Source organism: Kitasatospora sp. MMS16-BH015 (genome assembly GCF_002943525.1).
GTDB lineage: Bacteria > Actinomycetota > Actinomycetes > Streptomycetales > Streptomycetaceae > Kitasatospora.
Genome location: NZ_CP025394.1, coordinates 6,949,479 through 6,969,586 on the forward strand (window position 1 = coordinate 6,949,479; position 20,108 = coordinate 6,969,586).

The following is a 20,108-nucleotide window of genomic DNA, read 5'->3' on the forward strand; positions in this document are numbered from 1 at the left end:
TGACGGTGAATTTCTCCTGGGCTTCACTTTTCGAGGCGGTGGAGAGTGGATCGGGTGGGAATTATCCGAGTCGGAATCACCATTCGCAGCGCCGTCGCAGGAATCATCGGGTCACTCCAAACGGAGGTACTGCCGTGAAGCTCGTGCATTTCGTCAAGAAGGTCATGCCGGAGAAGAGCCTGAAGGCGTACGCGTGGTACGGCTGGATCTGATCGGGTAGTCGGGCACCTCGCAATTCCAGGCCCGTGCCGGGTGGAGCTGGTACGACCCGGCACGGGCCGCTCACCCTTGGGAGTCCACCGATGTCCCTGTCCAGCACCGGCCGGAGTGCGCGGAGCACCCGGGCCACCCTCTTCGCGCCCCGGCTCGGCGAGTTGCTCCACCGTCACCGCGGGGCGGACCTGTTCCGTCTGGAGCCCGACACGGTCGGCGTCGCCGGCGTCGAGCTGATGGACACCCTGCTCAGCGCCAGGCCGGCCAACGCCGAGGAGCGGCCGACCTTCAAGCCGGTCCAGGGCCGGCTCGTCACCCGGACCGATGCGGCGGGGCTCATGCAGGCGGTCTCCGCCGACGTCCGGGCCGCGTTGAAGAAGCCCCTGGGCTCCGCGGTGGACCTCTCCGGCAGGTGGCCGCACGTGCCGCACGTCTATCTCCGCGATCTCGTCTTCGGCGAGGAGAGCCTGCGATTCCGCATTCTCGTCGACCGCCGGTTGGAACTCACGCCGAAATTGACCTGGGCGGCCGTCGCCGCGGGCACGGCCATGCTCGGAAAGCCCGGCACGGAGGTGCCGCTCTCCAATCTGGCGGCCCGCGTGCTGGATGCGAAAACCTATGACGACCGGCGCTATGCGATGTATCTCTACCGTCGGGTGGCGGCGCCCGTCTGCTTCACCGTGGCCGCTCTGGTCACGAACGCGCTCTGGCTCGGGGCGCCGTTCGACGACGGAGAGTCGAACCGCGACATCCTGCTGGAGGCGCTGCGGCTGCTGCCGCCCTCCTGGAACATCCTGCGGCAGGCCTCGCCGGAGTTCACCGCCGTGGACAGCCGGATCGGGCCGCAGGACGACATCCTGATCCTGCCGCTGCTCAGCCACCGCGACCCCCGGCTCTGGGAGGACCCGAACACCTTCCGCCCCGAGCGCTGGGTGGGCCTCGACCCCGACACCCAGCCCGGCTACCTGCCGTTCGGCCACGCCGACGAGCGGTGCTGGGGGCGGCACATGGTGATGCCGCTGGCCGAGCGCCTGCTCGACCTGGTCCGCCGCGACGGCCTGGTGGTGAGCCCCGGACAGGCCGCCGGTCGGGTCGAACTCGACGGTCTGCTGGAGGTGTCCGGGGTGCGGGTCGTCCGGAGCTGAGCGGCCCTGGGCGGCCTCGGACCGATCGTTCGGCCGACGGGGGACGGCGAGCTGCCTGGCGTGCGAGGTCCAGAACCGGACGGGCGAGGGGGCCGCCGATGGCGACGATGTGCGAGGTAGCCGAGCGGGCCGGGGTGACAAGCAGACCGTCTCCAACGTGGTCACCGGCCGGGTCACCGTCCGGCCCGCCACGGCGGCCCGAGTCCGGGCGGCGATCGAGGAGTTGGGCTACACGCCCAACCTGGTGGCCCGTTCGCTCGCCACCGGCAGCACCCGGACCTTCGGGCTGTTCGTGCCGACCGTGGCCGGGGCGTTCTACGCGGAGCTGATCGAGGAGAGGGCGGCGCCGAGAAGGGCAGCGCAGAGGCCGAGGTGCACATGGTGCTCGCTCCCGAACCCACCCCGGCCGGGGGCCGCGCCGCCGCGGCCACCGTCCTGGCCGAACGGCCGGACACCACAGCCCTGTTCGCCACCCACGACGTGCTCGCCATCGGCGCCCTGGAGGCCGCCCGGCCGGCCGGGCCGTCCCCGCAGACCTCGCGCTGATCGGCCACGACGACACCCCCGAGGCCGGCGCGGCCGGCCTGACCACCGTGGCGCTCCCCAGCCGACGGATGGCCCGCGAGGCCGTCGAACTTCTCCTCCGCGCGGTCACCGACGGCCGGCCCCCGACCGACTCGCTCCTCCTGCTCCGCCCCGAGCTGGTCCACCGGAGCACCACCGGAGCCGGTCCCGAGGTGGCCTGACGCCCGGTCGGGGCGTCAGGGCTCGCGGTTCAGTTCGGCGAGGTTGGCCGTGTAGACGTCCATGCCGATGAGGTCTCCGCGGCGGCGGCACTCGGCGAGGGCCAGTCCGGTCCAATGCCGGGCTCCGGCGAGGTCGCCGGTGCGGAAGTGGTTTTCGGCGAGCAGGCCGTAGAGCTTGGCGAGCCGGCGTCGAGCGGGGGCCTCGGGCGGAGCGCTCTCCAGCCGGGCCAGCAGGGGGAGGAGCAGCCGGGTGCTCTCGGCGGTCCAGGAGCGGTCGCTGAGCCGTTGGGCCTCGGCCAAGGTGGCTCGACAGGAGGCCAGTTCGGCCCAGCCGGGGCTGCCGCGGCGGAGTTCGCGAGCGGTGATCAGGTCGTCGAGGTCGTTGACGGTCCGCTCGGAGTCCGGGGCCAGCCGGTGCGCTTCGCGAGCGTGCCGGAGCGCGGTGTCGAGGTCGTCCCGCAGGGCGGCCGACCGGACCAGCCGGGAGTGCACCGTGGCGGCGAACCGGGGGTCCATGGTCATCTCGGCGAGCAGCGACCGCAGCACGGCCTCCGAGCCGGCCGGGTCGCCGTCCTCGGCGAGCACGTCGGCCCGGTGGAGCAGCTCCCACGGCGACTCGGTGGTGTCGGCGCCGGCCATCCGGCGGGCCGCCCGGGTGTACCCGTTCGTCTCGAGCTCCCGCGCGATCCGCCGCAGGACCAGCCCGTGGCGCTGCAGCACCGCCTCGTCCTGACGGGCGAGTTCGACCAGTGGCCGGGGGAGGCGGAGCCACTCCGCGCAGCGGGCGTCGAGCAACTCGCCGTGCTCCCGGCAGAGTGCCCGGAACCGCTGGGCATCGCCCGCCCGCTCGGCGGTGTCGAGGGCGCGCAGGACTCGCCCGAGTTCCCCGTCGACATGGTCTCCCACCCGTGGCGCGTTCACCGGACCGTGGCTCCCCACTGGATCAGGTGACGGTACAGGTGGCGGTGCAGGAGCCCGGCCGGGTGCTCGTGGGGTTCGAGCTCGCCGCCGAGCACCGCGCTGTGCGGAGCTTTGGGCGCCACGTCGCCGGTGAGCTGGGCGAGGTTGTGCTGGTCCTCGTCCAAGGCGAGGGTGAGCGAAGGGAGCCGGGCCTGGTAGGCCAGCCGGGAGAGCGCCTGGCCCACCTCGTGGGTGACCAGACCGGCCTTGCCGAGCACCAGCCAGACTTCCGCCCGGACGGCCCGGGCCCGCAGCCGTCCGTACGGGAGGTGGCCGACGGGTACAGCGTCGACGGCCGTCCAACTGACCGAGACCACGGTGAGGCCCAGTGCGCGCTCCAGCTCGGCGTAGTGTTCGCTCACCCAGGCGGTGACGAGGGCAGCCTCGCCCTCGCACTCGGCCACCACCGCCAGGTGGCAGCTCGGTGCGGAGCGGCCCCGGGCGGCTCCGGCCGGGGTGGGCGGCTGCCAGTACGGGGGTGCGGTCGCGCCGGGCCGGCGCGGGCGTCGCAGGTCGAGGGCGCCCGTCCAGTCGACCGAACCGAGGACCCGGACCGGTCGACGGCCGTCGAGCGGCACGGTGGGCCGGTACTCCGGCCAGGGGAAGAACAGGTCGCCGCTCTCGGGGTGGACAGGCAGCGGCACCACCCCGGTGACCAGGGCGTTCGGGCTCATCCGTCCCAACGGTAGGGCGACCGGCAGCAGGCTGTCGTAGATGTGGTCGAGGTCCCCAGGGTCGGTCATGCCGAGGCCGAGTCGGCGGAGGCACTCGGCCCGGCTCTGGCGGCCGAACACCTCGGTGTCCAGCAGGGCGCGCCAGATGACGAGTCGGCGGTCGAGCAGCACGGACTGCAGCGACTCCTCGTCGGTGGTCGGTCCCCACCTCGCGGTCAGGTGGGTGGGCAGGACATCGGGTCGTCCGCGCATGGTGGTGAGCAGTGCCGTGCTGCCCTCCAGGGCGCACCAGGCGCGGCCCAGGTAGTCGCTGGCATCGTCGAGCAGGACGAGGGTGCGGCCGGCAGTCTGGAGCAGCGGCAGGGCCTGCAGGGTGCGTTCGAAGAGCGCCTGCTCCGGGGGCGTGCGCGGTGCCTGTGGAATGCAGCTGTAGTCGTACCAGAGCCTGATCAGCCCCAGGAGCGGCCGGAGCGCGGGGAGTCGGTCGAGCAGGGCGCGCAGCCGGGTCAGGCCGTGGTCCTGCGTGGCGGCGGTGGCTGCGTTCTCGACCGTGCCGATGCCGATGGCCGCCACCTCCGCGGCCAGGGCGGCCAGTTGCGGATCGTCCAGGTGCTCCCGCAGGACGCCGACGATCAGGCACTCGGCGAGCTCCGAACCGGCTACTCCCACCGGCATGGAACGCAGGGCGTGCGCCACCCGGCGCGGGGCGTGGAGACTGCGCCGGTGGGCGACCAGGACGGCCTCGCAGAGCGCGGCCACCAGGTGCCAGGCCAGGAGCCGGGCCTGCTCGCCCTCCGGGTCGGGGGCGTCGGCGGTCTGCCAGCGGTGCGAGACGAAGACGTGGTGACAGCCGGGCTGCAGACCCCGGACGAGCAACGGTGCAGCCTCGCGCATGACCGGGAAGCAGGCGGTGGCGATCAGGGCGTCGAGCGGGAGCCAGGAGGAGAAGTCCAGGCCCGGAGCCAGGGCCTCGACCGGTTGGAGCGTGATGTCCTCCGGTGTGGCGAGGTCGGCCAGGGTGCGGGCGGGCGCGCCGAGCGGGAAGCGGCCGAGCAGTTCCCCGTCCGTCGTGGAGCGGACGAACACCAGCCCCTGGCCGAAGCCGAACTCAGCGGACCCGTCCGGCACCACCAGTCGTCGGTGCGCCAAATAGTCGTGCTGGGAGCCGAGTTCGGCGAGGTCGGCGGGCAGGGTGACCCGCTTGAGCCGCCGCTCGGTGACCGCAAGACCGGCCAGCGTCTCGACCGCCAGCCCTGCCTCACCCGGGCAGGCGGCGTGGTAGCGGTAGGCGAGTTCGTCGTACCCGGGAGCGCCGGGCTCGCCGTCCGGGCTCCGGTCGGGGCCACCGCGCGCGTACGCGAGGGCCTTGACCGGGATCTCCTGGGCCAGCTCGGCGTACAGCAGCCTCGGGTGCCGCCGGAGCTGGTCCGGCGTCAGGCTCAACAGCTCCCTTAGCTCCGGGTCAGCCTCGCCGGCCGGTGGTGGCCCGCCGGGAGCCTCCGGTCGTTCGGGCCTGTCCTCCTCGCGGCGCTTGCGGAACCACGGCACGCGCCTCACCTCCCCGGTGCGGACCATACTCCCTGTCACCGCGTCACGACAGGTGGTCCTCGGGCCGGCCGGCGGGATGCCGCGTTCACTCGTACGGCTGCATCTGCGTCAAGGCTGTGTCAAGGCGGCGGCCTCGGGCGTACACCGAGCGTCAAGGAGTGGCGAGGCGGGGGTCGGGTGGGGGTGGACTGGAGCTGCGGGCGGCAGCTGCCGAGAGCCCGTACCGTCTCCGGAAGGACGTGACTCGTCATGACCGACTACCTGGTGGTCTCCACCGATCCCGAAGAACGCGGCGTGCGCTCCGCGGTGGAGCAGGCCGCGCTGCGCCGGCTGCTGCGGGGCACGGCCTTCGACCGCGAGCCCGTGCCGCCGGCCCGGGAGGAGGACCCAGGTAGCGGGCCCGCGCCGCACTGCCGGCACGCGCAGTACTACCTGGACTGAGCCGTGACCGCCGGTGCGACTCCCGCCCCGCTCTGGAGGATCCCGTGAACCCCACCCTTGCCACCGTCCCTGACACCGAGCGGGCCGGACGGGCCGGTGCGGCCGAGGTCTGCCGCTACGTGCCGGTCCGTACCGTCGGCGCCGCCCAAGTACTCCGGCTGTTCCGCCAACGGGACGGCAGCCGCTGCGCCGTGGAGTTCAGCTCCCCGGCCGCGCTGCACGCGCTGCTCGGGCCGGACCAGGAGGTGGCGGAGCTGACCGAGCGGGCGCTGCGCCAGCTGACCGCGCCGCTCGGGGTGCACCGACTGCTTCTCGACCCGGGTCTGGTCGCGCCCGCCACCCACCCGGGTGCGGAGGTGGCCGCCCTCGGTGCCTGAGCCGGTGGAGAGCAGGGCTTGACTCTCTGGTGGCGCGAGACGGCAGAGTGCCGGTGTGGACAGGACGAATCTGCTGCCGATCGGGCAGTTCGCGCAGGCCAGCGGGCTGCCGATCACGGCGCTGCGGCACTACGACACCAGCGGGGTGCTCACCCCGGCGCTGGTCGATCCGGGCACCGGCTACCGCTACTACCGGCGGGACCAGCTGCGGGCGGCGCAACTCGTGCGCTCGCTCCGGCAGTTGGACATCCCGATCGAGGAGGTGCGGGAGCTGCTCGGGCGGCGGGCGGCCGGGGAGTCCATCGCGGCGGTGCTGCTGAGCCGGCTGGCGGCGGCCGAGCGGCGGCTCGCCGCTCAACGCGCCCTGGTCCACCACCTGTTGCACCGTGACGACGAGGGAGACGAGATGGGTCACCGCATCGAACTGCACCACCGCCGGCCGGTGTTCGCCCTGGCCTGCCGGGCCACCGTGGACCAGAGCGGGCTGGACGCCGCCGCCCGGGCGAGCCACCAGGCGATGTACACCTTCGCCGGACAGGGGCCGCTGACCTTCGCCGGTCCGGCCTTCTCCCGGCTGCACGGGCCGGTCACCGAGGAGCACGCCTCACTGGTGGAGTTCTGCCTGCCGATCGCGGCCACGGCCGCCAAGCCCGGTGAACTGCCCGAGGGCATCGAGCTGTTGGAGCTTCCGGCCGCCACCTACGTGAGCACCGTGGTGGAGGGGGAGGCCGCCGCCTTCCCGACCATCCTCGGCGCCTACGACGCGGTGGCCGCCTGGATCAGTGAGCACTCCTTCGGCTTCGCCGGGCCGGTGGAGGAGATCTACCTCCACTGGGGCGGCGAGCCCGGCCACCCGGACAACCGGTTGGAGATCGCCTGGCCGGTGACGGGCGCCGAGGCCGACTGACCGACTGATGCCGACTGATCCCGGCTGATGCCGACTGACCGACCGGGTGGGTGGGCCTCAGACCAGCTGCTTCTCGAACGGCAGCAGGCCGATGGTCAGCGGGTCGGCGGCCACGTCGAAGAGCGCGGTGTACCCGGTGGCCAGGTAGAGCTGCTTGGCCTCGGGCTGGCGCGGGCCGGTGGTGAGGTGCACCCGGCGGTAGCCGGCCTCGCCGGCGGCCCGCTCCAGCTCGGCCAGGGTGCGGCGGGCCAGGCCCCGGCGCCGGTGGGCGGAGTGCGTCCACATCCGCTTGAACTCGGCCGTCTCGGCGTCGTACCGGCGGAAGGCGCCGCCCGCCACCGGTGCGCCGTCCTCCAGCAGGAGCAGCAGCAGCCCGTCCGGCGGCCGGAACTCCTCCTCCGCGTACTGCGTCATCTCGGCCCGGCCCCGCTCGCCGTACCGCGCCGCGTACTCCTCGGTGAGCTCCCGCAGCAGCGGCTCGACCAGCGGGTCGTCCAAGTGCACCGCCCTGACCTCGAAGTGCACGGGCGCGTCCCGGTCGGTGGCGGTCGTCTCCTGCATGCGGTTCAGCTTACGAGGGCCGGGCGGGGGCTCGGCAGCCGCGGGGGCAGCGCCAGGGTGAAGCCGTGCAGGGCGTCGAGCAGCCGCAGTTCGGCCTCGGGGCGCAGACCCGCCAGGGTGGACCGGCCGGTGGCCGGGTCGGCGGGGCCGCGCTCCACGTCCTGGTCGAGCAGGAAGCAGCCGGTGACCACGTGCCGCGCGCCGAGCGCGGTGAGCACCGGCCGCAGCGCGTAGTCCAGCGCGAGCAGGTGGGCGATGGTGCCGCCGGTGCCCACCGGGAGGACGGTCTTGCCGGCCAGGCCGTTCTGCGGCACCGCGTCCAGGAAGCACTTGAGCAGGCCGGTGTACGCGGCCTGGTAGATCGGGGTGGCCACGATCAGGCCGTCGGCGGCGGCCACCGCGTCGAGGGCGGCGCGGATCCCGGGGTGGTCGGTGCGGCCGGTCAGCAGCTCGGCGGCGGGCAGGTCGCGGACGGCCAGCTGCGCGGTCGGCACCCCGTCGGCGGCGAGCAGGTCGGCCAGGTGGGCAGCGGCCAGTGCGGTGCGGGAGTCGGCGGCGGGGCTGCCGTGCAGGACGAGGACGGAACTCATGGGGGAGGCTCCAGGGGGAAGCGAGACGAGCGAGCGGGGCCCGGCGAGCGGTCGGAAGCGGGGGCCCGGGTGGAGCGGCGGGAGCGGTGGGGCTCCGGGGTGCGGGGTCAGCGGCGGGCGCGACAACGGGCGCTCGCGTGCCGTCCCAGATCGACGTGCAGGCGGGCCACCAGAACACGGGCTCGACTCATCCCGGCAGCATGCAGCACGCCTGCCGACCCCGTCAACGCCGGTTCCAACCAGTGGAACCCATGCTGACCTGCGGATACGCCAGGCGGGTGGCAAACCCCTGGCCCCGCCGGGCCGCTGCTGCGAGGATGCCCGGCAATGATTCCTCAGCCGCCGACCCCGCCGCAGCACCCCCATCTCCCCACCGACTTCGACCACCGCGCCGCCGCCCGCGACTCGCTCCACGGCCTGGCCGTCGGCGACGCCTTCGGCGCCCAGCACTTCGTGCCCGAGAACCGCCCCGCCCTGGCCGCCGAGCGGCTGCCCGCCGCGCCCTGGCCGTGGACCGACGACACCGAGATGGCCTGCTCGGTGCTGGCCGGGCTGCACGAGCGCGGGCGGGTGGACGGCTGGGAGCTCGGCCACGCGTTCGCGCACCACCACGACTTCGACCGGGGCTACGGACCGGCGATGAACGGGCTGCTCCGGAAGGTGCGGCAGGGCGGGTCGGCCTCGGCGCTGGCCCGGGCGCTGTTCGACGGGCAGGGCTCGTACGGGAACGGGGCGGCCATGCGGGTGGCCCCGCTCGGGGCCTGGTACGCGGTGGACCTGGCCGAGGCGGCGCAGGAGGCCGCCAGGTCGGCCGAGGTGACGCACACCCACCCCGAGGCGGTGGCCGGCGCGGTGGCGGTGGCCCTGGCGGCGGCCGTCGCGGCCGGCAGCCGGGGGCGGGCGATCACCGCGCAGGAGTGGCTCCGGCCGGTGCTGGCGCTCACCCCGGCGGGCAAGGTGCGGGACTGCGTGGCCGAGGCCCTCGAGCTGACCGTGCGGCCGGACGCGGCCTACGCCGCCCACCGGCTCGGCAACGGGCGGCTGACCAGCGCCGTCGACACCGTGCCGTTCGCGCTCTGGTGCGCCGCCACCCACCCCGACTCCTACGAACGGGCGCTCTGGGCCACCGCCTCGGCGGGCGGCGACGTGGACACCACCTGCGCGATCGTCGGCGGCATCCTGGCCGCCCGGCTCGGCACCGAGGGCATCCCGGCCGCCTGGCGGGCCGCGGTCGAGCCGCTGCCCGACTGGGCGCGGGCGGAGGAGCCGAGCACCGACGCGACCCGGGCGGACCACCCCGGCGCCCAGCCGATCCGGCGCCCCGAGCCGATCCCGGTGCCGGAGCTGCGCTGGACCCCGGGCCAGTGGCAGCGGGTGCGGCACGGCGTCCGGAGCCGCTCGATGGACGACCGCTGGTACTCCTACCTGGACGGCGACCAGCTGCTGCTCCACCGCAGCTGGACCGGCCATGGCATCTACCGGGTCACCGTGAGCACGGCCGGGGGCCGCCCCCGGCCGGTCGCCGCCCTGGTCGAGTCGGACGAGGAGCGCTACCGGCGCGGCGACGACCGGTACGAGCGCGACAACCTCGCCCAGCTGCTCGCCGGCCTCTTCGCCTGACCGTGCCGTTGGGCCGTCAGCCTGCGCTCAGCAGTTCGTGGAACTGCCCGGCCAGGTCCAGGTACTCCTCGGCGGTGCGGGCGGCCAGGTGCAGGTCGATCAGCGGTTCGGCGCCCAGGCTGGTGATGGTCTCGGCCAGGTAGGCGGCCAGCTGCTGGACGGTGCCCCGGTGCGGGACGTGCTCGGCGGGCATCGGGTCGCGGGTGACCACCGGGTTGATCCGCAGCACCAGCCGCAGGGCGGCCGGATCGCGCCCGGCCGCCACGGCCTGGCGGCCGACGCTCTGCCAGAGGCCGCGCAGGGCGGGCAGCGGCAGGCCGGCGCCGAGCCAGCCGTCGGCCCGCCGGGCCACCCGGGCCAGCGCGTCCGGGCTGAAGCCGCCGAGCAGCACCGGCGGGCCCGGCCGCTGGGCCGGCTTGAGCCGCACCAGGGCGTCCGGCACCGTCCAGTGCTCGCCCTTGAACCCGACCTCCGGGCCGTCGGCCCACAGGTGGGCCAGCAGGTCGAGGGTCTCCTCGAGTCGGGCGCCCCGGCCGCGCCAGGGCACGCCGGTGGCCCCGTACTCGTCCTTGGACCAGCCGAGCCCGAGCCCCACGTCGAGCCGGCCGCCGCTCACCTGGTCCAGGGTGGCCAGGGTGCGGGCCAGCAGCACCGGCGGCTGCCAGAGCGCGTTGAGGGTGCTGGTGCCCAGCCGCGCCTCGCGGGTGGCGCCGGCCGCCACGGTGAGCACGGTGAGCGGGTCGAGGAAGGTCTGGTGCTGCACCGGCGGGGTGCCGTCGCCGCCGGGGTAGCGGCTCTGCGGATCGGTGGCCACCAGCAGGCGGTCGCCCACCCAGAGGCTGCGGTAGCCGAGCTCCTCGGCGGCGGTGGCGACGCGGGCCGCGGCGGCCGGATCGGCGAGCGGCCCGTACTGGGGGAGGGCGAGACCGAGCCGGGTCTCGGGGAGCGGATCGCCGGGCATGGCGTACGTGTGGCTGGACATGCGGGCGAGCCTCCCGCACCGCGATCTACAACCGATGAACAACGGCTGAGCGCCCTTGGATGACGGAATCGTATGTGACCCGCGTCTCGGCCGGAGCGCAGTGTTGCAGGTGGGAGGGGGTGTGACCGTGCGACGGTGGTGGGGTGCGTGCATGATCGGAAGGGCCGAAAGCTAGCATGTCGGCTAAACCCTCAGCTCGAAAGATGGACTTGTGACTGTCAACGACGACGTGTTCACGGACTGGATGAACCGCGAGGAGATCGCGGAGTCGATGATCCCGATCATCGGCAGGCTGCACCGGGAGAAGGACGTCAACGTCCTGCTGCACAGCCGCTCCCTGGTGAACAAGTCGGTGGTGAGCATCCTCAAGACCCACCGCTTCGCCCGCCAGATCGCCGGCGAGGAGCTCTCGGTCACCGAGACCATGCCCTTCCTCCAGGCCCTCACCACCCTGGACCTCGGCCCCTCCCAGATCGACATCGGTCTGCTGGCCGTCTCGTACAAGGCCGACTCCCGCGGCCTGTCGGTGGAGCAGTTCACCGCCGAGGCCGTCGTGGGCGCCACCGGTGACAACAAGGTCGAGCGCGCCCAGTCGCGCGACGTCGTGCTGTACGGCTTCGGCCGGATCGGCCGCCTGGTCGCCCGCCTGCTGATCGAGAAGGCCGGCTCGGGCAACGGCCTGCGCCTCAAGGCCATCGTGGTCCGCAACAGCGGCAGCGAGGACCTGGTCAAGCGCGCCTCGCTGCTGCGCCGCGACTCGATCCACGGCCAGTTCCAGGGCACCATCACCGTGGACGAGGCGAACAACAAGATCATCGCCAACGGTCACGAGATCACCGTGATCTACTCCGACGACCCGACCAAGGTCGACTACACGGAGTACGGCATCAACGACGCCATCCTGATCGACAACACCGGTCGCTGGCGTGACCGCGAGGGCCTCTCCAAGCACCTCCAGCCGGGCATCGCCAAGGTCGTGCTGACCGCCCCGGGCAAGGGCGACGTGCCGAACATCGTGCACGGGGTCAACCAGGACTCGATCAAGCCGGACGAGCAGATCCTCTCCTGCGCCTCCTGCACCACCAACGCGATCGTCCCGCCGCTGAAGGCGATGGAGGACGAGTACGGCGTGCTCCGCGGCCACGTGGAGACCGTCCACTCCTTCACCAACGACCAGAACCTGCTGGACAACTTCCACAAGGCCGACCGCCGCGGCCGTTCGGCCCCGCTGAACATGGTGATCACCGAGACCGGTGCCGCCTCGGCCGTGGCCAAGGCGATGCCGGACTTCAAGGCCCGGATCACCGGCAGCTCGATCCGCGTCCCCGTGCCGGACGTCTCGATCGCCATCCTCAACTTGCAGCTCAAGCGGGAGACCAACCGCGAGGAGGTGCTCGACTACCTCCGCGAGGTGTCGCTGACCTCCTCGCTGCGCCGCCAGATCGACTTCATCGACTCGCCGGACGCCGTCTCCAGCGACTTCATCGGCTCGCGCCACGCCTCCATCGTGGACGCCGGTGCGACCAAGGTCGAGGGCGACAACGCGATCCTCTACCTGTGGTACGACAACGAGTTCGGCTACTCCTGCCAGGTCATCCGGGTCGTCCAGTACGTCTCGGGCGTCGAGTACCCGACCTTCCCGGCCCCGGCTCCGGCCATCGGCTGACGCAGCGTCGCGAAGGGCCCGTCCGCACTGCGGGCGGGCCCTTCGGCTTGCCCGGTCGGTTCGTTCCCACACCTTCTGACGTACCGTCCGAGTGAATGAAAAAATGACCTTCGCCGGGCCTGATCGGGGCGCCTCCTCGTGACGGAACGTCACCGGGCCGCATTTTTGGCTGGAGTGTTCCAGCTGAGAGGTGGCGGGCGTTGTTCGGGAGATCGGCGAGACGGGTGGCTTCGGCCGTCACCGTCCTGGCCATGTGCGCGGGCCTGCTCGGCCTCGGCGCCACGGGCGCGAGCGCGGCCGCGGGCGACGGCACCGTCACCGTCCGGGTGGTCCGGGAGGTAAACGGCAACGGCGCCTGGGACGGCGCCGCGCTGGAGCCGGGGATGGCGGGCGTGACGGTCAATCTCACCGACGACGCCGGCACCACGATCAGCGGCACCACCGCCGCCGACGGCACCGTCACGCTGCGCCCGGCCGGCACGGCGCTGGCCGGCGGCAGGTACCGCGTCCAGGTGATCAACCCCAAGCCCGGCGTGCTCTACTCGGCCTTCGCCGACCGGACGGGCCTCACCGGCGCGCCGAACAAGCTCAGCAGCACCGAGGAGTTCGTCGACCTGTCGGCCGGCAAGAACGTCTCGTACACCACCGCGCTCTGGAACCCGGGCGACTACTGCCAGAAGAACGCCCCGCTGGTCACCGCCTGCATCCGCAGCGACGTCACGACCGACACCGGGACGCGGACGCTGGTCTCCTTCCCGTACAACGCCCGGGGCAACGACAACCAGACCACCAACCTGGCCACCGAGACCCAGACCGGCGCGCTCTACGGCATCGGATACAGCAAGCAGCGGAGGTGGATCTTCTCCGGTGCGCACGCCCACCGCGGCTCGAACTACGGCCCCTCCGGCAACGGGGCGATCTACCTGACCGACCGGGCCACCAACGCCACCACGCTCTTCGCCACCGTGCCCAACACGGGCACCACGGCGCACAACATGACCGTGGACATGGACCTCGGCTTCACCCCAGCGGTGGGCAAGGAAGCCCTGGGTGACGTGGAGGTCTCCGAGGACGGCAACGACCTCTGGGTGATCAACCTCGCCGACCGGCAGCTCTACCGCTACGACGCCACCCAGCGGACGGCGACCGCGCCCAAGGCCGTCTACGCCATCCCCCAGCCGACCACGGCCTGCCCCGCCGCCGGCGACTGGCGGCCGTACGGGCTCGGTGTCCAGGACGGCGTGGTCTATGTGGGCGGCACCTGCTCGGGCGAGTCCACGCAGTCGAGGGCCGACCTTCGGGCGATCGTGCGCACCTTCGACCCCGTGGCAGGCGCCTTCGGCCCGGTGATCCTCGACCAGCGGCTGGACTACCCGCGCCCGATCACCTACACCGTCGCGCCCTGCAACGGCGACGGCTGGTACCCGTGGTCGGACACCATCCCGCTCCGGCAGGACGGCACCACCTGCGGGGCCACCTACACCTCCAACCCGGAGCCGATGCTCTCCGACATCGTGGTGGACACCGACGGCTCACTGATCCTCAGCTTCCGCGACCGCTACGGCGACCAGATCGGCAACGCCCAGCGGTACATCGCGGGCAGCGGCCTGCTGGCCACCCCCTCCGCCGGTGGTGCGATGAGCCGGGCCTGCCCGAACGCCGCCGGCATGTTCGTGATGTACGAGAACCTCGGCTGCGGCAACACCAGCACCACCCGGGGCGGCGGCTACTACAACCAGCAGCGCACCGCCTTCCACTACAACGCGCTCTTCTCGGGCATCGCGCTCTCCAAGGTGGAGACCACGATCGCCAGCTCCTCGCTCGACCCGGACGACGTGACCACCTTCACCGGCGGCACCGCGTGGACCAACCGGGACGGCACCCGCCCGGTCGCCGGGCAGATGGGCAACCGGCTGACCAGCGCCTTCGGCAAGGGCGGCTCGATGGCCGACCTGGAGGTGATGTGCGACGAGGCACCGCTCCAGATCGGCAACCGGGTCTGGTACGACAACAACAAGAACGGCATCCAGGACCCGAGCGAGCCGCCCGTGGTGGGCGCCACCGTCCGGCTCTACAACTCCGCCGGCACGGTCGTCGGCACCATGCAGACCACCGCGCGCGGTGAGTACTACTTCGACGACTCCAACGTGACCGGCGGCCTCAAGCCGAACACCGCCTACACCATCAAGGTCGACCTGGCCGCCGACTACGCCCCCGGCGGGCCGCTCTACCAGTGGGTGGTGACCCAGCCGAACGCCGGCAGCAACACCTTCATCGACAACGACGGCGTCGCGCCGGCGGGCAGTCAGTTCCCGCAGTACTCCATCACCACCGGCGGCCCCGGCCAGAACAACCACACCTACGACTTCGGCTACATCCAGCCCACCGGCACGGTGCAGGTCACCAAGACCGACCCGGCGGGCAACCCGCTGGCCGGCGCCACCTTCCAGCTCTGGAAGGACACCAACGGCACCGCCGGCCTCCAGACCACCGGTACCACCCCGGACACCAAGGTTGGCACGGCGTGCACCACCGGGGCCGACGGCATCTGCACCGCGACGGTGGGCGTCGGCACCTACTACTGGCAGGAGACCGCGGCGCCACCGGGCTACCTGCTGCCCAACCCGGCGGTCTTCGGACCGCTCGCGATCACCGTGCTCAACTACCAGACCGCGGCCACCGTCACGGCGATCGACCAGCCGATGACCGGCGCGGTGAGCGTGACCAAGGCGGACCCGGGCGGCAGGCCGCTGGCGGGTGCCGTGTTCCAGCTCTGGAAGGAGAGCAACGGCACCGCCGGTCTCCAGACCACCGGCGCCACCCCGGACACCATGGTCGGCAGCCCCTGCACCACGCCGGCGAACGGCGTCTGCACGGCCACGGTCGGCCTCGGCACCTACTACTGGCAGGAGACGGCCGCCCCGAACGGCTTCCTGCTGCCGACCCCGGCGGTGTTCGGCCCGCTGACCCTCACCTCGGCCAACTACCAGGCGGGCGTGACCACCACGGCCACCGACCAGCCGATGACCGGCACGGTGAAGGTGACCAAGACCGATCCGGCGGGCAAGGTGCTGGCGGGTGCGGTGTTCCAGCTCTGGCAGGACACCGACGGCACGGCCGGGCTCCAGACCGCCACCGACACCCGGGTCGGCCAGCCCTGTACGACGCCCGCTTCGGGTGTCTGCTCGGCGACGGTGGGCCTCGGCACCTACTACTGGCAGGAGACCGCTCCACCGGACGGCTACCTGCTGCCGACCCCGGCGGTCTTCGGCCCGCTGACCCTGACCTCGGCCAACTACACGGCAGGAGCCTCGGCCACCGCCGTGGACCAGCCGATGACGGGTCAGGTGAAGGTGACCAAGGTGGACCCGGCGGGGAAGACCCTGGCGGGTGCGGTGTTCCAGCTGTGGCAGGACACCGACGGCACGGCCGGGCTCCAGACGGCCACGGACACCAAGGTCGGGCAGCCCTGTACGACGGGCGCGGACGGCGTCTGCTCGGCGACGGTCGGGCTGGGTACGTACTACTGGCAGGAGACCACTGCACCGGACGGCTACCAGCTGCCGAACCCGGCGGTGTTCGGCCCGCTCACGCTGACCTCGGCCAACGCCGCCCAGGGCGTCGCCGTGACGGCGACCGACCGCCCGATCCCCGGCGCCGTGACCATCACCAAGCAGGACCCGCAGGGCAAGGTACTCGCGGGCGCCGTCTTCCAGCTCTGGCGCGACACCAACGGTACGGCCGGCCTCCAGACCGACACCGACACGGCCGTCGGCACCCCCTGCACCACCGGCGCCAACGGCATCTGCACCGCCACCGTCGACCCGGGCACCTACTACTGGCAGGAGACCAAGGCACCGGACGGATTCCTGCTGCCGACCCCCGCGATCTTCGGCCCGCTCGTCCTCACCGTCCAGAACTCCCGCCAGGGCGTCAGCGCCACGGCGGTGGACCAGCCGATGACGGGTCAGGTGCGGGTGACCAAGACGAACCCGGCCGGCGCGGCGCTGGCGGGTGCGGTGTTCCAGCTCTGGCAGGACACGGACGGTACCTCGGGTCTCCAGACGGCGAGTGACACCAAGGTCGGGCAGCCCTGTACGACGGGCGCGGACGGCGTCTGCTCGCAGACGGTGGGCCTGGGCACCTACTACTGGCAGGAGACCCAGGCGCCGACCGGCTTCCTGCTGCCCGACCCGGCGGTGTTCGGTCCGCTGACGCTGACCTCGGCCAACTACGCGGCGGGTGTCTCCGTCACGGCGGTGGACCAGCCGATGACCGGTGTGGTGAAGGTGACCAAGGTGGACCCGCAGGGCAAGGTGCTGGCGGGTGCGGTGTTCCAGCTCTGGCAGGACACCGACGGTACGTCGGGTCTCCAGACGGCGAGTGACACGAAGGTCGGCCAGCCCTGCACCACGGGCGCGGACGGTGTCTGCTCGCAGACGGTCGGCCTGGGCACCTACTACTGGCAGGAGACCGCTGCTCCGGACGGATACCTGCTGCCGGACCCGGTCGTCTTCGGCCCGCTCGTCCTCACCCCGGCCAACTACCAGGCAGGCGTGGCGGTTTCGGTCACCGACGTGCCGATGAGCGGCACGGTCAAGGTGACCAAGACCGACCCGACGGGGAAGGCCCTGGCGGGTGCGGTGTTCCAGCTCTGGAAGGAGACCAACGGCACCGACGGCCTCCAGACCACCGGCGCCACCCCCGACACCAAGGTCAACTCGCCCTGTACGACGCCCGCTTCGGGTTTCTGCTCGGCGACGGTGGGCCTGGGCACGTACTACTGGGAGGAGACCGCTGCTCCGGCGGGTTTCCTGTTGCCGACCCCGGCGGTGTTCGGTCCGTTGACGCTGACCTCGGCCAACTATGCGGCGGGTGTGGCGGTTACGGCCGTGGACCAGCCGATGACGGGTCAGGTGAAGGTGACCAAGGTGGACCCGCAGGGCAAGGTGCTGGCGGGTGCGGTGTTCCAGCTCTGGCAGGACACCGACGGTACGTCGGGTCTCCAGACGGCGAGTGACACCAAGGTCGGGCAGCCGTGCACGACGGGTGCCGATGGCATCTGCTCGGCGACGGTGGGTCTCGGGACGTACTACTGGGAGGAGACGGCTGCGCCGGCGGGCTTCCTGCTGCCGAATCCGGCGGTGTTCGGTCCGTTGACGCTGACCTCGGCCAACTACACGGCGGGTGTCTCCGTCACCGCGACCGACCAGCCGATGACGGGTCAGGTGAAGGTCACCAAGACGGACCCGGCGGGCAAGGCCCTGGCGGGTGCGGTGTTCCAGCTCTGGCAGGACACCAACGGGACCGACGGCCTGCAGACCGACGCGGACACCAAGGTCGGCCAGCCCTGCACGACGCCGGCCAACGGCCAGTGCTCGCAGACGGTGGGCCTGGGTACCTACTACTGGCAGGAGACCGCTGCTCCGGCGGGCTTCCTGTTGCCGAACCCGGCGGTGTTCGGTCCGCTGACCCTCACCTCGGCCAACTACACGGCGGGCGTGGCGGTCACGGCCGTCGACCAGCCGATGACCGGCACGGTGAAGGTCACCAAGGTGGACCCGCAGGGCAAGGTGCTGGCGGGTGCGGTGTTCCAGCTCTGGCAGGACACCGACGGTACGTCGGGTCTCCAGACGGCGAGTGACACCAAGGCCGGGCAGCCGTGCACGACGGGTGCCGATGGCATCTGCTCGGCGACGGTGGGTCTCGGGACGTACTACTGGGAGGAGACCGCTGCGCCGGCAGGGTTCCTGCTGCCGAATCCGGCGGTGTTCGGTCCGCTGACGCTGACCTCGGCCAACTACACGGCGGGTGTCTCCGTCACCGCGACCGACCAGCCGATGACGGGTCAGGTGAAGGTCACCAAGACGGACCCGGCGGGCAAGGCCCTGGCGGGTGCGGTGTTCCAGCTCTGGCAGGACACCAACGGGACCGACGGCCTGCAGACCGACGCGGACACCAAGGTCGGCCAGCCCTGCACGACGCCGGCCAACGGCCAGTGCTCGCAGACGGTGGGCCTGGGTACCTACTACTGGCAGGAGACCGCTGCTCCGGCGGGCTTCCTGTTGCCGAACCCGGCGGTGTTCGGTCCGCTGACCCTCACCTCGGCCAACTACACGGCGGGCGTGGCGGTCACGGCCGTCGACCAGCCGATGACCGGCACGGTGAAGGTCACCAAGGTGGACCCGACCGGGAAGGTGCTCGCCGGTGCGGTGTTCCAGCTCTGGCAGGACACGAACGGTACGGCCGGCCTCCAGACGGCGACTGACACCAAGGTCGGCCAGCCCTGTACCACCCCGGCCTCGGGCGTCTGCTCGCAGACCGTGGGCCTCGGTAGCTACTACTGGGAGGAGACCAAGGCCCCGGACGGGTACGTGCTGCCGGACCCGGCGGTGTTCGGTCCGCTGGTGCTGACCTCGGCCAACTACCAGGCGGGCGTGGCGGCCACCGCCGTCGACCAGCCGGCCACGGGCGCGGTCTCGGTGCTCAAGACCAACCCGCAGGGGCGCCCGCTGCCCGGGGCGGTGTTCCAGCTCTGGCAGGAGACCAACGGCACCGACGGGCTCCAGATCGACGCCGACACCAAGGTCGGCCAGCCCTGCACCACCCCGGCCAACGGCCAGTGCTCGCAGACCGTGGGCCTGGGCACCTACTACTGGGAGGAGGTCAAGGCGCCGGACGGGTTCCAGCTCCCGCTGCCGCCGGTGTTCGGCCCGCTGGTGCTGACCATGGCGAACTACCAGGCCGGGGTGAGCACCAAGGCCGTCGACCGGCCGACCGACCAGTTCCCGGTGATGGGCATGGTCTGGGTGGAGAAGAACGACCCGCAGGGCAAGCCGCTGGCGGGTGCGGTGTTCCAGCTCTGGCGGGAGACCAACGGCAAGGACGGGCTCCAGCCGGACGGGGACACCAAGGTCGGTGACCCGTGCACCACCCTCGCCACCGGGATCTGCTCGGCCAAGGTGGGCCTGGGCACGTACTACTGGCAGGAGGTCAAGGCCCCGGCCGGGTACCTGCTGCCGGACCCGGCGGTGTTCGGTCCGCTGGTGCTGACCGAGGCCAACCAGGCGGCCGGTGTGGGCGTCAAGGCGGTGGACCAGCCGCAGGGCGAGTACCTCACCCTGCTCAAGCGGGACGCCGACAGCAAGGCCCCGCTCGGCGGTGCGGTGTTCCAGCTCTGGCGGGAGACCAACGGCACGCCCGGCCTGCAGCCGGACGGGGACACCAAGGTCGGTGACCCGTGCACCACCGACGCCGCCGGCGGCTGCCACCTCGGCCCGCTCCCGGCCGGCGGCTACTACCTCCAGGAGGTCAAGGCCCCCGACGGCTACCTCCTCCCGGAGAACCCGGTCACCCCGGTCACCCTGACCGGCACCGGCGATGCGCCGGCCGTCGTGGTGGAGGACCGTCGCAAGCCGGTGCCGCTGCCGAAGACCGGCGCGGAGGCGATGCTCGCGGCCCTGTTCGGCACCGTCCTGACGGTGGCCGGTGCGGCCCTGCTCCGCACCTCGCGGCGCCGCCGGAAGGTGTAGCCCGGTAGTGACCCGCTGCGCCCGCTGCTCCGGCTGAAACGGAGCAGCGGGCGCAGCGGTGTCCCGGCCCACCCCCGGCGCCCGGAGCTTGGAGCCCGGAGCTCGGGGCGAGCAGCCCGGGGGGTTTGACCTTCGGCACGCCGTCA

Annotated in this window: 15 protein-coding genes; 10 read left to right on the plus strand and 5 right to left on the minus strand. The window is 72.4% G+C overall.

The genetic code is table 11. The features are described 5' to 3' along the window. Positions 1-143: 143 nt before the first annotated feature. The 4 genes from CFP65_RS42635 to CFP65_RS41335 all read left to right on the plus strand — a co-directional run bounded on the left by CFP65_RS42635 (position 144) and on the right by CFP65_RS41335 (position 2,104). Positions 144-212, plus strand: a complete 69-nt coding sequence (locus CFP65_RS42635) for a tryptorubin family RiPP precursor (RefSeq protein ID WP_371682555.1) — start codon at positions 144-146, stop codon at positions 210-212. Positions 213-302: 90 nt separating this feature from the next. Then, the gene (locus CFP65_RS29615) at positions 303-1,358 is read left to right on the plus strand and encodes a cytochrome P450 (RefSeq protein ID WP_104819059.1); all 1,056 of its coding nucleotides are present in this window, start codon (positions 303-305) and stop codon (positions 1,356-1,358) included. 381 nt (positions 1,359-1,739) lie between these two features. Then, the gene (locus CFP65_RS41330) at positions 1,740-1,904 is read left to right on the plus strand and encodes a hypothetical protein (RefSeq protein WP_254553295.1); all 165 of its coding nucleotides are present in this window, start codon (positions 1,740-1,742) and stop codon (positions 1,902-1,904) included. Continuing rightward, positions 1,904-2,104 (plus strand): substrate-binding domain-containing protein, encoded by a 201-nt coding sequence (locus tag CFP65_RS41335; RefSeq protein WP_254553145.1) that lies wholly within the window; start codon positions 1,904-1,906, stop codon positions 2,102-2,104. Before CFP65_RS41330 ends, CFP65_RS41335 begins: the two co-directional genes overlap by 1 nt. A gap of 15 nt (positions 2,105-2,119) precedes the next feature. Here the strand turns inward: CFP65_RS41335 and CFP65_RS29625 are convergent, their stop codons facing one another. Both CFP65_RS29625 and CFP65_RS29630 read right to left on the minus strand, forming a co-directional pair. Further along, positions 2,120-3,025, minus strand: coding sequence for a hypothetical protein (locus CFP65_RS29625; RefSeq protein WP_104819060.1), 906 nt, complete (start codon positions 3,023-3,025; stop codon positions 2,120-2,122). Continuing rightward, positions 3,022-5,181 (minus strand): hypothetical protein, encoded by a 2,160-nt coding sequence (locus tag CFP65_RS29630; protein WP_104819061.1) that lies wholly within the window; start codon positions 5,179-5,181, stop codon positions 3,022-3,024. The genes CFP65_RS29625 and CFP65_RS29630 overlap by 4 nt, the downstream gene beginning before the upstream one ends. Before the next feature lie 354 nt (positions 5,182-5,535). Between CFP65_RS29630 and CFP65_RS29635 the strand changes: the two genes are divergently transcribed. From CFP65_RS29635 to CFP65_RS29645, 3 genes are read left to right on the plus strand one after another with little or no spacing between them, the layout of a single operon-like run. Next, the gene (locus CFP65_RS29635; RefSeq protein ID WP_104819062.1) at positions 5,536-5,727 is read left to right on the plus strand and encodes a hypothetical protein; all 192 of its coding nucleotides are present in this window, start codon (positions 5,536-5,538) and stop codon (positions 5,725-5,727) included. A gap of 44 nt (positions 5,728-5,771) precedes the next feature. Further along, on the plus strand, positions 5,772-6,104 hold the full coding sequence (locus CFP65_RS29640) for an SAV_915 family protein (protein ID WP_104819063.1): 333 nt from the start codon (positions 5,772-5,774) through the stop codon (positions 6,102-6,104). Between the two features lie 55 nt (positions 6,105-6,159). Next, the gene (locus CFP65_RS29645) at positions 6,160-7,011 is read left to right on the plus strand and encodes a MerR family transcriptional regulator (protein WP_104819064.1); all 852 of its coding nucleotides are present in this window, start codon (positions 6,160-6,162) and stop codon (positions 7,009-7,011) included. A gap of 57 nt (positions 7,012-7,068) precedes the next feature. Here CFP65_RS29645 and CFP65_RS29650 read toward each other — a convergent pair whose 3' ends face one another. Further along, complete coding sequence (locus CFP65_RS29650) at positions 7,069-7,572, minus strand: GNAT family N-acetyltransferase (RefSeq protein WP_104819065.1); 504 nt, start codon at positions 7,570-7,572, stop codon at positions 7,069-7,071. Positions 7,573-7,577: 5 nt separating this feature from the next. Then, positions 7,578-8,162, minus strand: coding sequence for an NADPH-dependent FMN reductase (ssuE, locus tag CFP65_RS29655; protein WP_104819066.1), 585 nt, complete (start codon positions 8,160-8,162; stop codon positions 7,578-7,580). 327 nt (positions 8,163-8,489) lie between these two features. On the opposite strand from ssuE, the gene CFP65_RS29660 reads away from it, so the two are divergent. Further along, positions 8,490-9,782, plus strand: coding sequence for an ADP-ribosylglycohydrolase family protein (locus tag CFP65_RS29660; protein WP_104819067.1), 1,293 nt, complete (start codon positions 8,490-8,492; stop codon positions 9,780-9,782). Between the two features lie 16 nt (positions 9,783-9,798). Here CFP65_RS29660 and CFP65_RS29665 read toward each other — a convergent pair whose 3' ends face one another. After that, positions 9,799-10,764 carry a TIGR03619 family F420-dependent LLM class oxidoreductase gene (locus CFP65_RS29665; RefSeq protein ID WP_254552633.1) on the minus strand — a complete coding sequence of 322 codons (966 nt, stop codon included), beginning with the start codon at positions 10,762-10,764 and terminating at the stop codon, positions 9,799-9,801. A 211-nt stretch (positions 10,765-10,975) separates the two neighbouring features. Between CFP65_RS29665 and CFP65_RS29670 the strand changes: the two genes are divergently transcribed. Together CFP65_RS29670 and CFP65_RS40285 are read left to right on the plus strand one after the other, a co-directional pair. Beyond that, positions 10,976-12,430 carry a glyceraldehyde-3-phosphate dehydrogenase gene (locus CFP65_RS29670; protein WP_104819068.1) on the plus strand — a complete coding sequence of 485 codons (1,455 nt, stop codon included), beginning with the start codon at positions 10,976-10,978 and terminating at the stop codon, positions 12,428-12,430. Positions 12,431-12,654: 224 nt separating this feature from the next. After that, positions 12,655-19,962, plus strand: coding sequence for a SpaA isopeptide-forming pilin-related protein (locus CFP65_RS40285; RefSeq protein ID WP_217368201.1), 7,308 nt, complete (start codon positions 12,655-12,657; stop codon positions 19,960-19,962). Positions 19,963-20,108 lie beyond the last annotated feature (146 nt).

Bases quoted from the DNA above. Each gene is read 5' to 3' on its own strand.
- CFP65_RS29615 (WP_104819059.1), top strand. From the start codon at position 303: ATGTCCCTGTCCAGCACCGGCCGGAGTGCGCGGAGCACCCGGGCCACC.
- CFP65_RS29635 (WP_104819062.1), top strand. From the start codon at position 5,536: ATGACCGACTACCTGGTGGTCTCCACCGATCCCGAAGAACGCGGCGTG.
- CFP65_RS29650 (WP_104819065.1), bottom strand. From the start codon at position 7,572: ATGCAGGAGACGACCGCCACCGACCGGGACGCGCCCGTGCACTTCGAG.
- ssuE (WP_104819066.1), bottom strand. From the start codon at position 8,162: ATGAGTTCCGTCCTCGTCCTGCACGGCAGCCCCGCCGCCGACTCCCGC.
- CFP65_RS29660 (WP_104819067.1), top strand. From the start codon at position 8,490: ATGATTCCTCAGCCGCCGACCCCGCCGCAGCACCCCCATCTCCCCACC.
- CFP65_RS29665 (WP_254552633.1), bottom strand. From the start codon at position 10,764: ATGTCCAGCCACACGTACGCCATGCCCGGCGATCCGCTCCCCGAGACC.